Source organism: Haloglycomyces albus DSM 45210, assembly GCF_000527155.1.
GTDB lineage: Bacteria > Actinomycetota > Actinomycetes > Mycobacteriales > Micromonosporaceae > Haloglycomyces > Haloglycomyces albus.
The window spans coordinates 1,398,081-1,409,802 of the sequence record NZ_AZUQ01000001.1 but is presented as its reverse complement, the minus strand read 5'-3'; the positions used below and the strand labels follow the sequence as shown (position 1 = coordinate 1,409,802).

The following is an 11,722-nucleotide window of genomic DNA, read 5'->3' as shown; positions in this document are numbered from 1 at the left end:
CCGCGGTGGTCTGATCGCCGTCAGGGCCGCCGCTCGGCGACTCCGCGCCTCACACCACCGCGTTCCTTATATTTCCGGGTCGTCGTTCAGTCTTCTCGCCATACCGGGCAGGACATACAACGCGGTCCACCTCGCCCGGTCACCAGCTCCGAGCCCGGAATGGTCACCACTTCAACCCCGGCCTTGGCGAGGCGTTCGTTGGTGATGGTGTTGCGTTCGTAGGCCACCACGGTTCCCGGCGCGATCGCCAGAGTGTTGTTCCCGTCGTCCCACTGTTCGCGATCGGCCGTCACACGGTCCAGCATCCCGGTGTGGATGACGTCGATATCGTGTCCCACCGCGCCGGCGGCGGCCTTCAAGAACGGGCTCGGCCCCTCCACGGCGATGTCGTCGTCGGTTTGGCGAATGGTGTAGGCGGTCAGCTGGTCCTCGGCGGGTGCGTACATGACCATCTTGTCGCGATCGACCATCGTGCAGATGGTGTCGATGTGCATGGTGGCGCGCCGCTGCGCGATCGGAACGGCCAAGACGGTATGAATGCTGTTGGTCTTGAACGCCTTACGGGCCATGCGTTCCGCACCCGAAGCGGTGGTCCGTTCCCCGACCCCGATGGCCAGGACTCCCGGAGCCAGGAGGAGAACGTCGCCGCCCTCCACCGATTCCAGACTCGCGTCGTAATGGTGCGGGACCTCGGCGAAACGAGGATGGTGGTTGTAAATGATGCTGGTCAGGGTGGTCTCCCTATGCCGCGCGGGCATGGCCAGCGACGTGACCGCCGCTCCCGTGGGCAACCACAGCGACGAGTCACGAGTGAACATCATATTGGGCAAGGGGCCCACGACGAAGTCCTCGGGGTGCAGCATGCGCCACGCCAAGGAGTTCTCCGACAAGCGCGGAGACTCCCGCTGATCGGACAGTTCCTGTTTTGTCAGACCTTCGATCAAAACCGTCGCGAGACTGTTGCCGTCGAGCGTCTCCAAGTAATCGGAGATGAAACTCTGCAGTGCCGTCGGCGACTGCGAATAGTGCGCCGTACCGAACGGTTCCGGCTCAGCGAAAATGGAGGCGATTGCCTCGCTACGTGCCTCCTTGACCTCCAAGGCCGTGGCGAGCAATTCGCGCACGTACAGAACCTCAACACCGCGATCGGTGAGGGCGCGGGCGAACGCGTCATGCTCTTCTCCGGCCCGTTCCACCCAGGGAAGGCCGTCGAAGAGAAGGGTGCTCGAATTCCTCGGGGTGAGCCGTTTCAGCTCACCGCCCGGTCGATGCAGCATGACGGTTCGTAGGGCGCCGACCTCACTGTTGACTCCATATTCCTGTGCCATCATGAGCTTGAGCGTAGTTCACGTCAAAGGCAGTTGGTCGCTCAGGTCGGCACGCGGGCCGGATGCCAGCACTTTTCCGGCGTCCACGGCCTCCGAGAAAGTGATCTTTCCAGTAACCAGATCCAGGAATACCTCAGGTGTAGTTTCAATCACATTCGGCGGGGTGCCGCGCCGGTGTCGAGGCCCCTCGACGACCTGTACCGCCCCGAACGGAGGAACCCGCACCTCCACGCTATGCCCAGGAGCTTTGTCCGACAGCAACCGGAGCGCGGCTCGCGTGGCGTCTTTCAAGAGACCACGATCCTCGGGGTGGGCCACCGCTTCACGAATCATTTCACCGGGGTCGGCCATGGTCGAGGTTTCCTCCTTAGCGATACTTATTAATAATGTAGGAAGAGCCCGTACCGAAAGGCCGCCCGCGAACGGAACGGACGCCTGCCTCGTCACGTTTCAGCAGACCAGGTGCCTTTGGCGGACTCTGGTGGTTAGCGTCGTGGACTGGTCATTGTCACGGTGGCGATGAATTCAGTAGGCTAACTAAACCGATACCCGGATTCGTTAACCAAATCGAGACCAGTCATGCTGTTAGCCTACCGATTCGGTAGGACATTATGAGCCCAGGAGGGGATTTTGATGGCCCGAAGTTCCGTCGGTACGTCCCATGCCGCCGGGACCACCGCCGAGCGCCCGGTGGTCACTCGGACAGGACGCGCGCTAATGGCGGTCGTGGTCGGTCTCTTCGCCGGTGTATCACTCATCACCCCGGCCTTTGCCCAGGACTACAAGTTGAAGATCGACACCAACAACGTCGAACTCCAGGTACAGGGCAACGCGCAAACCGTCACCGCCACGGTCAACGGCCCCAAGGACGAACAGGCGACCATCACCGCGCAGTTGAGCGGCGTCGACCAGGAAGTCGGACTGTCGGTCGACGGACGCAACTGCGAACAAACCACCGACGGTGCCACGTCCACCTGTCAGGTCAAGTTCAAGCGTCAGGCCAAACAGGTGGCCTTCCTGCTCTCCCCCATCGCGGACTCGGAGATGACCACCGAAGACGTCAAACAGGGCAATCTCCAGGTGACCATCAGCGGGAACCCCGACCCCAAGACGGCCAACGTCTCGATCACCGGTAATCGCGAACCCAAGGAAGACTCCATCAGTTCGGTGGCCGGAACCGTCGAATCCGGCGGCGAGCCGATCGAGGGCGCGGAGGTCAACCTCGAAGACTCCGAGGGCAACACCTACGACAAGACCACCGACTCCACGGGACGCTTCGAGTTCCTGGGCAGCGAAGACCGCTATATCGCCCCCGGCGAGATGACCCTCACCGTCACCAAAGACGGCTACGAGACTCAGACGATCAACCGCAATGTCCTCACCACCCTCGACGAGACCATTAAGATGCCGTCGACCGAAGAGGAGGCCGCGGAGGAAGAGGAAGAGCCGGCGTCCGAAGACACCGAACCGGCCACCGAAGCCGCCTCCGAGGAGTCCGGTATTTCGGGCACCCTGCTGACCATGATCATCATCGGTGCGATCCTCGTCATCGGCGGAATCATCGCCATCATCCTGCTCCTGCGCAGCGGTAAGGACGACGATGACGACCGCGATTCGGACCGTCCGCTTCCGAACCTGCCGCCCGACCACCAGGGACAGGCCGCTCAGGTCGGCTCCCCCGGCGTCTACCAGGCCTCCGGCCCGGCCACGCAGGAGGAAGCGCCCACAATGGTCCATAACGGCCCGTTGATCAACGACAACGAGTTCGCCTCCTACGGTTCACAGCCCAACGCCAACGCCTTCGGCCCCGAATACGACAACTCCTCCACGCAGGTGATGCCGCAGTACGGAGCCGGTCAGTCGCCACCGCCTCCTCCTCCGGGAGCACCCGGCGGCGACGACACGACCATCCTTCCCACCGTGGAAAAGGGCGGACCGCAAGGCGGCCCGACGCCCCCCGCGCAGGATCCGAACGCCGATACCCCCACTCAGGTGTTCAACGCCAATCAGATCCAGGGGCAGAGCGATCAGCTTCCGCCACCACCGCCTCCGGCGGGTTCGAACCCGCCTCGGAACGGTGAATCGGAGCCGCCCGAACGCCGCAACCAGTGGGGCGATTGGGGACACCGCCGTGACGACCGAGGCGGCTGGTAACGCAAAACCGCAGGGGTGGGGCTCGTCCCCGCCCCTGAGTGTTGTGGGACGCCTTCCGTCCTGGGGTGATGGCATTTCCGGGTATGTCATATAGACTGAGAAGTGAAGGCTACGGCGCGACGACGGTCTTGCGGTAGCTTCTCAGTTCCGAACCTTGCACCATCGATTGAATCCTGTCGGGTCAACCGGAACAGCCACCCAGTGGACGGTATAACCCGACAGTCCGACCGTGGTTAGGTAGTCGAGCAGCACAGAAGACACGAGAGTGAGAGCTCTTCGAGTCCGGCCGGCTCCGCCGACTGAGGCTGAATCCACCTCAGCGGTCACACTGCCTAGCTAGACGAAAATCCCGACAGAGGAGTTTTCCAGTGGCCCGAGGCGATGGCCGACTCACCACCGACCTGGAACCCGATAACCCCGGACCGCGAGACGCGTGCGGAATCGTCGGAATCTGGGCACCCGGCGAGGAAGTAGCAAAACTAACGTATTTCGGACTCTACGCACTCCAGCATCGCGGTCAAGAGGCCGCGGGCATCGCCGTCGCCGACGGCGACCGTACCGTCGTCTACAAGGACGTCGGCCTCGTCGCTCAAGTCTTCGACGAAAAAACTCTGGCGCCGTTGCAGGGTTACGTCTCCATCGGACATGCCAGGTACTCCACTACCGGCTCATCAACCTGGGAGAACGCTCAGCCGACCATTCGGGCCAATTCCAACGGCGTGTCAATCTCCCTGGCGCATAATGGAAATCTCGTCAACACCGCCGACCTCGCCGCCACCGCCAAAGCAAACGGCCTTCCACCCGGCTCCATGACCTCCGATACGGGGGTTCTCACCGCCCTGTTGACCGGCCACGAGTCCAACGACCTGGCCGAAGCGGCGTGCGAAGTACTGCCGCAGGTCAAGGGTGCCTACTCGCTGGTGTTCAACGACAACGACACCCTCTACGCCACACGTGACCCGCAGGGTTTCCGTCCACTCATGCTCGGCAAACTGGACAACGGCTGGATGGTCGCCTCGGAAACGGCCGCCCTCGACACCGTGGGCGCTCGATTCGAACGTGAGATTGAACCCGGCGAGATCGTCAGCATCAACGAAAACGGTGTCAAGTCCACGCACTTCACCGCTCCGCAGCCGAAACAGTGCCTTTTCGAGTGGGCGTACCTGGCTCGACCCGATTCGCGCATCGACGGCCAGACCATGTACCAGTCGCGGATCAACGTCGGCCGCACTCTCGCGCGGGAACACCCCGCCGACGCCGACATGGTCATCGGAGTGCCCGAATCGGGCATCCCCGCGGCCATCGGCTACGCGACCGAGTCCAAGATCCCCTACGGGCTCGGGTTCACCAAGAACACCTACGTAGGCCGCACCTTCATTCAGCCCTCCGAATCGCTGCGGAAACTCGGAGTTCGACTCAAACTCAATCCGCTGTCCGACCAGATTCGCGGCAAGCGACTCGTCGTCGTCGACGACACGATCGTACGCGGCACCACCCAGCGCGCCTTGGTGAAGATGCTGCGCGACGCCGGAGCATTGGAAGTCCATGTACGGATTTCGGCTCCACCGATCAAGTGGCCCTGCTTCATGGGCATTGACTTCGCCACGCGTGAAGAGCTGATCGCCAATGCCTACGACCTGGACGGTATCCGAGACCAGATCGGTGCCGACAGCCTCGGCTATGTTTCTCTCGACGGCCTGACGGCCGCCTCCGAGCAGAAGGCCGATAATCTCTGCCGTGCTTGTTTCGACGGACAGTACCCCGTCGAGCTGCCCGACAACCTCGGCAAAAACCTCCTTGAAATCGCTTCAACCTAGGAGTCGAAACCCATGCCAACCATTAGCTACGCCTCTGCCGGGGTCAATCTCGAGGCCGGAGACGCCGCCGTCGACGCCATCAAACCGGCGCTCAAAAGCACCACACGACCGGAGGTCGTCGGAGGCATCGGCGGATTCGCGGGCCTGTTCGCCCTGGACGTCGACAAATACACCAAACCGCTCCTGGCCTCCTCCACCGACGGAGTCGGAACCAAACTCGCCATCGCGCAGCAGATGGACATACACGACACCGTCGGTCTCGACCTGGTCGCCATGGTCGTCGACGACCTGGTGGTGTGCGGGGCCGAACCGCTGTTCCTGCTGGACTACATCGCCACCGGAGAGGTCTCGCCCGACCGTATCTCCGACATCGCCGCCGGTATCGCCGACGGTTGCCGCTATGCGGGCTGCGCCCTCATCGGCGGCGAGATCGCTGAGCACCCGGGCGTCATGAACAGCACCGACTACGACATCTCCGCCACCGGCGTCGGTGTCGTAGAGGCCGAAAAGGTGCTGGGTCCCGAGAAGGTCCAAGACGGCGACGTCGTCATCGCCATGCGTTCGTCCGGAGCGCACTCCAACGGTTTCTCGCTGATCCGTGAGGCCTTGAAGACCGGAGGCGCGAACCTCGACAGCGTGGTGGAGGAGTTCGGCTCTCAGCGCACGCTGGGCGAAGAGCTCATGACCCCCACCCACATCTACGCGAAAGACTGCCTGGAACTGATCTCGGAATGCCAGGTGCACTCCTTCGCCCACATCACCGGCGGCGGTCTGGCGGGCAATGTCATTCGCGCGCTGCCCGACGGCATGGAGGCGAGCATCGACCGTTCGAGCTGGTGCCCGAACCCCGTCTTCGACGTGGTGCAGCGTATCGGCGACATCGAAGCGCAGGAAATGGAGCGGACGTTCAACATGGGGGTCGGCATGGTGGCCATCCTGCCTGAGGACCAGGTCGACCGGGCCATCGCGCTCCTGACCGCCCGTCACGTGGAAGCCTGGGTCGCGGGTCGCGTGACCGCCGGAGACCACAAGGTCGGTCTGACAGGATCGTACGCCAAGGACTAAACGCTTTCACCACAATCGAATACGCTCAGGGTCGTTCCACGGAACGGCCCTTTTCAACGTCCACACGATCCCCCGTATTCGAGTGAAACCCACCGTGAACACAGTCCTTACGGGGCAAGAACTTTCGATTGTACGTCACCGTCGCAAGCGATTTTAGCGCCGCGACTCCCGTATGCTGCGGCGATTCAGAGAACCCCATTCCCACATAGATAGGCATCATACTTAATATGCGTGCTCCATGTGGTGTGGCACGTCCTTGTTACTGTGAGGACGCATCGACCGCACGACGACTCGCGTCTCAACCAATCCGCTGACGGTCCAAGTGCGATGCTCCCATCTGAAAACAGCGACAGGCGACCACGAACCACGGCGCCTAGGGGCCTTCACAGTATGACTTCAAAAACGAACCGAATACTAACCTCCCTGACCATCCCGGCGGCTCTCGCGGCCATGGCCGCATGCGGAACGGAAAGCGGTTCCGCCGCCACGGAACCCACAGCGTCCGAAAGCACCTCGGTTCCAGCTCCCACCAACCACGACAGCGAAACGCCCCAGCCGGAATTCGACGTCTCCAAAGTCGGTTCCCTCTTGGCGGACGAATCCATCGTCGAAGAATTCAATGCGGAAATCACGCGATTCGACGACCACGAACAGTTCGACGACGACGATCTACCCGAACGAAAGGACCCCTCGGCGGCCGAGCTGGCGGCAGGGTCATGCCTCGCTCTCAACGAGGGAAACTCCCTTTTGGATTACCAAAAATGGATCTCGGAGGAATACGGGCTCTCCACAGGAGACGCGTCATTGTTGACCTACACCGGTGCGATTTTCTGCCCCGACGAGGAAGCCGTATACGCCGAGTACTTCGAAACGGCCTAAGATCTTAAGGCCATGGACGAAACCGGTGGGTGGAAGCATCGTCGCCCACCGGTCAGGCGCTCGCGGGAACCTTCTGGACTTCGTCCTTTTCCACCGGTCGAGGTCGAATCACCTTTGCCGCGAGTCCGGCCAGCGCGGTAGCGATGGTGATGCCGCCACCGAGCCACAATCCGGCGCGACCGCCCGCGATATCGGAGGCGACCCCGACGATCGGGGCGCAAATCGGGGTGGAACCCAGGAAGACCAGCATGTAGACCGACATGACACGACCGCGCATGGCACCGCCCACGCCCATCTGAATCCGCTGATTCGCTGCCTGGGCAAAGTAGACCATGGCGAAACCGGTGGGAACCAAGAGAATAGCCGCGTACAGCATGTTCGGGGCAAACCCGGCCGCCGTGGTACCGACTCCCAGGGCCAGACCCGACCAGATGACGGTATAGGCGGTAGGACGCCCGTAGCGACGTCCACTCACCAACGCTCCTACCAAGGCACCGACCGACAGGCTCGTCAGAAGCAACCCGAAGGCGTCGGCGTCCGTGTTGAACTCCGTCTTGGACAACATGGACAGGGTGACGGGGAAGTTGAAGGCAAACCCACCGATAAAGGCGACCATGACGATAACGGCCAGAATATCGCGCCGTTCTTTCACAAATCGCAAAGCCGGAAGAATGGCGTTGTCCCTGCTCGGTACGACCTGGTTTTTCAAGGTACGGTGCGTCAGAATATAGTTGGCGACCGCCGGAGTCAGGAAGACGACCGCGGTCAAGCTGAGAACCGTCCCGGTCGACGTCAGCGCGATCAGAAGCCCGGCAATGGACGGACCGCAGATACGCGACAGGTTGAAGATCGCCGAACCCAGGGAAATCGCGTTGGGGAGCATGTCCCGGTCCACCAGTTCGGAGAAGAACGATTGCCTGGTCGGACCTTCAATGGTGGCGATGCAGCCCGAAATGAAGACGGCAAGGTACACATGCCAGATTTCAGCGTGGCCGCTCAGAACGATGACCGACAGACACGCGGTGATCGTCGCTTGCCCCATCGAGGAGAACATGAGAATTCGGCGCTTGTCGAAGGCGTCGGCGATGCGTCCACCGTGCAACCCGAACAGAAGCATCGGGCCGAACTGCAGGGCGAGCGTTCCGCCAAGCGCCAAACCGGAATCACCGGACAGAAGCAGCACCAACCACGACAGGGTGGTCGTCTGCAACCAAAAACTGAGGGTGCCGCCCACCTGGCCAGCGGCGTAAATCCGATATTCCGGGACGCTCAAGGCACGGAAGGTCTGGTGCAATTGTTGCGTAAATTTGGGCGACATATCGAGTTCAAGTCTATTTACTTGCCGCCCGGCTAGCTACCCTATGAGCTTAAAGTCACCGCATTCATAAACACTGTGGACACCATTAGACACCCACCGTAATCAATACGCCGCAAACACAAAAAGGTCGACGCTAATACGGCGTCGACCCAATCGTCAAAATGCTCCCCATCGGCGAGCCGCAAGCACTGAAAGTGCGACGCGGCGGTAGAGCTACCCGTTTTCCCAAAAGAGCTCAACCACCAAGCCATCCCCCGGGATAAATCAACTGGCGAGCTTCGAGCGAAGCGCAGAAGCGGTAGAGCTGGAGAGGAGCTCAGGCGCTGCACAGTGCGTTGAATAGTGGGGTTCTGAGAACGCCGCTAGGCAACGTGCTGTGCAGCGCCTGAGCGGTCACTACTTACCACCAAAAAGGACGTCGTCCCATGCTGGTAGTTCGCTTCGTGAGCGCCCGCCCGAGGCGGCCATGAGCGGGTCGTCTCCGGATCCGCCGGTACGTTCGTTCTTGTGGTCGCCGGGGCGCAGGAGCGCCAGCGACGGTACTTCCGGGCTTTCGCGCTCTTCGCTTCCGGTGGTGGATCCGGGTAGCCCGGTGGGTCCCGATCGTGATGAGCGTGAGTCTGTCATCTCCGGCTCGAAGGGACGCTCCAGCACTTCCTTGAGACGGTCGCGGTGCAGGTGGTCGCCGGTGGGCGCTGGTGACGATCCTCCGTCGCCGGACGCTGAGCGTCCAACCAGGGGTTCGTCGAGCCCTGCCGAGCTCACGGCGGCGGGTTCGCGTGTGGTCCGGGCGGGCGCTTCGGTGTCGTCCACCGCCGGCACTTCCACAGTGGACCCGTTGCTTCCGGACAGACCGGCTTGACGGCTGACTCCGTGCATGGGATCGCGTGTGGGCTGGTCGGCGTTGGCGTGGTCCTTCCGTCCCACGGCCGGGCCGGAGGTCATGTTCGTGGTCAGGCGCGGCTGTGGTGTCTGGCTGGACAGGAACTGCGCCATTTCGTCGTCGGGCCGCACGCTGCGACGGGTGCGATCCAACTGCCAGCAGGCATGGGCGGTGGTCTTTCCGGACGACCAGGCCGCCTGCACCATCCAGGAGCCGTCTTCGAGTCGCCAGGCGTCCCAGGAGACGGTTTCGGGGTCGACGCCGTGCTGTGCGAGCTTCGCATCCACCACAGTGGACATGCGTTCGTTTTCGCCCGAAGTGTTGAGATGGGCTCGCCGAGCCGATTGCGCCAGCATGGCTCGTTCTTGGAGGACCGGACCCGCGTATCGCAGGACGCGATCCACTGGAACCGATGCGGACGTGGCGATGTCGTCGGCCGATTCACCGGATCTGATCCGCGTCTGAATATCGCGGGGCGACAGGTTCAAAGCATGACGCGGCGTACTGGATTTATTGCCGTCGTCTTTGACCATGATCTTGGGGTCTCCGGTATCGGATTGGCTAATGTCAATTGTTGACTGAACACGTTCGTCGAGTGGAAGGGCCAATAGCCTGCCCAGCTCATCCGCGAGCACAAGTGCTTGGCCATCATCCGAGAGGGCTACGAACCTCACTGGTCTCATGCCCGTCACCTCGTCCCTGTCGTTGGCACCCTTACGTGAGAACGTCTATTGTCGAAGCGACGGCACTGGACGTCGTCCAGGTCCATCGCCCGAGTTCGCCGATTCCGGTGGCAGATCAAACGCTTCTACACACTCGCTCGAAACTGTCCTGCCTCACGGCCTCGAACGTTTCCCGTCTGGTCGAATAGTCTGGTTCCGCACCTCAAACTGTACCGTCTTCAGGCCACAAGCATGAAGTACATTCGATACTTTTTAGCCCGTAACGCATTGAATTAATCTCAAACGGCGGTTTCCGCCGAATCCGTACCACCCGTCCCGGTCACCGCGGCGAGGTAAAGCACCTGTTCGGTTCGGGCGATTGCCGTGTCGCCGTCGGTACGATACATTTATCGGCGTGCCAGCCAACCGCGAGCAGCCGAACAACGGTTCCGAACCCACCGAAGAGGAGCTACTCACTCCGACCTTCGTTCCCGCACGGTACCCCGAAAAGAGAGGCACCGAGCCGCTGCGGATCGCCATGATGCCCATATTCGCCCTCGGCACATGCGTATGGATCGTGGCGTTCCTCCTCACGGTCGTCTACCGGGATTCACTCGAAGCGGACGGTCGCGGCTGGTGGGCCGTCTGCGCCGCGATCGGCATCGCGCTCGGCATCCTCGGCACCACCACCATGTTCTTCCGCGATCGCCGAGTACGCCAAGCGAGAGAGGCGGAGCGTCACAGTTCCTCCGACTCGGCGTCGTTAAACACAGTCTCGGACTGAAACACCCCGCGCGGCGACGTGTCGACGAATTCCCCGACCTGCGAGTGCGCCCCACAGCCGTGATCGGCGGACACGACCTTGCCGTCTTCCTTCGAATACATGTTCGCGCAGGCTCCGAACGCAAGACGCATCGAACCGGCCAACGGCAGAAAGAAGCCACACGTTCCACACCGCGCGTCGCGCGGGGCCGCCTCGGCGACCGGAGAGTAGGGGCCGTGGTCGCCTTCGTACCAACGCTGTGCGGTATCGATACGGCCGTCGCGATTCATCACCCGTTCCCGACCGACGCCGAGTTCGAAGGCGATGTCCTCGACCGCGAAGTCGTCGGACAGCTGATAGGCGGGCATGAGACGAGCGTCTTCGTCGGAGGTGGGAAGTATCTCACCGACGCCGACCTCGCCCTCGTCGAGCCGATGCAGCCACGGAACCCATTCGGGCGCCTGCAGGGCGTCCGAACCCGGCAACAGGGCCACTTCGGAGACGGTCACGTTCCGGGAGCGCGGCGCACGGGTCGTCACGACCGACCAGCACCAACCTCGATACCCGGCGAGGGTGGTCTCGAAGTAGTGGGTGACAACACGGTCGTCCTCGGCGACGGCCTCAAGGTGAGCGCCGACGCCCTCCCCGGCCTCTTCGGCCGCTTCGCGAGCGCGGTCCACCGCTTCCGCCAGAATCTTGTCGAGGCGGGGGCGGCGCTTGCGGTTTCGAACAATGGTTGAAGAGCTCTCTGGCACGTCTCCAAGCATAGGTCACTCTCACTACCGCGTAGTGACTTGCCCGGTGTTAGATACGCCCAGACCATATGTCCGCTACACAGTGCGTTAGTTTGCAG

Annotated in this window: 10 protein-coding genes; 5 read left to right on the top strand and 5 right to left on the bottom strand. The window is 62.1% G+C overall.

Annotated features, from left to right (window positions below):
• Positions 1-86: 86 nt before the first annotated feature.
• Both HALAL_RS0106630 and HALAL_RS0106625 read right to left on the bottom strand, forming a co-directional pair.
• Positions 87-1,328 carry an arginine deiminase gene (locus HALAL_RS0106630; RefSeq protein ID WP_025273248.1) on the bottom strand — a complete coding sequence of 414 codons (1,242 nt, stop codon included), beginning with the start codon at positions 1,326-1,328 and terminating at the stop codon, positions 87-89.
• 18 nt (positions 1,329-1,346) lie between these two features.
• A complete protein-coding gene (locus tag HALAL_RS0106625; protein ID WP_029767512.1) occupies positions 1,347-1,679 on the bottom strand; it encodes a sterol carrier family protein in 333 nt (110 codons plus the stop codon).
• Positions 1,680-1,961: 282 nt separating this feature from the next.
• Between HALAL_RS0106625 and HALAL_RS0106620 the strand changes: the two genes are divergently transcribed.
• From HALAL_RS0106620 to HALAL_RS0106605, 4 genes are all read left to right on the top strand, one after another.
• The gene (locus HALAL_RS0106620) at positions 1,962-3,482 is read left to right on the top strand and encodes a carboxypeptidase-like regulatory domain-containing protein (RefSeq protein ID WP_025273246.1); all 1,521 of its coding nucleotides are present in this window, start codon (positions 1,962-1,964) and stop codon (positions 3,480-3,482) included.
• A 368-nt stretch (positions 3,483-3,850) separates the two neighbouring features.
• A complete protein-coding gene (gene purF / locus HALAL_RS0106615) occupies positions 3,851-5,299 on the top strand; it encodes an amidophosphoribosyltransferase (RefSeq protein WP_025273245.1) in 1,449 nt (482 codons plus the stop codon).
• Positions 5,300-5,311: 12 nt separating this feature from the next.
• Positions 5,312-6,364: a phosphoribosylformylglycinamidine cyclo-ligase gene (purM, locus tag HALAL_RS0106610; RefSeq protein WP_025273244.1), complete on the top strand. Its 1,053-nt coding sequence runs from the start codon at positions 5,312-5,314 to the stop codon at positions 6,362-6,364.
• A gap of 390 nt (positions 6,365-6,754) precedes the next feature.
• Positions 6,755-7,243, top strand: coding sequence for a hypothetical protein (locus HALAL_RS0106605; protein ID WP_025273243.1), 489 nt, complete (start codon positions 6,755-6,757; stop codon positions 7,241-7,243).
• Between the two features lie 52 nt (positions 7,244-7,295).
• Here the strand turns inward: HALAL_RS0106605 and HALAL_RS0106600 are convergent, their stop codons facing one another.
• Together HALAL_RS0106600 and sepH are read right to left on the bottom strand one after the other, a co-directional pair.
• On the bottom strand, positions 7,296-8,561 hold the full coding sequence (locus HALAL_RS0106600; RefSeq protein WP_025273242.1) for an MFS transporter: 1,266 nt from the start codon (positions 8,559-8,561) through the stop codon (positions 7,296-7,298).
• A gap of 396 nt (positions 8,562-8,957) precedes the next feature.
• Positions 8,958-10,127 (bottom strand): septation protein SepH, encoded by a 1,170-nt coding sequence (sepH, locus tag HALAL_RS0106595; protein ID WP_025273241.1) that lies wholly within the window; start codon positions 10,125-10,127, stop codon positions 8,958-8,960.
• Positions 10,128-10,521: 394 nt separating this feature from the next.
• Here sepH and HALAL_RS18500 point away from each other — a divergent pair, with 394 nt between their 5' ends.
• Positions 10,522-10,890: a DUF2530 domain-containing protein gene (locus tag HALAL_RS18500; protein WP_156937639.1), complete on the top strand. Its 369-nt coding sequence runs from the start codon at positions 10,522-10,524 to the stop codon at positions 10,888-10,890.
• Here HALAL_RS18500 and HALAL_RS0106580 read toward each other — a convergent pair.
• Positions 10,845-11,624: a DUF3027 domain-containing protein gene (locus HALAL_RS0106580; RefSeq protein WP_211240442.1), complete on the bottom strand. Its 780-nt coding sequence runs from the start codon at positions 11,622-11,624 to the stop codon at positions 10,845-10,847. The genes HALAL_RS18500 and HALAL_RS0106580 overlap by 46 nt on opposite strands.
• Positions 11,625-11,722: the final 98 nt, after the last annotated feature.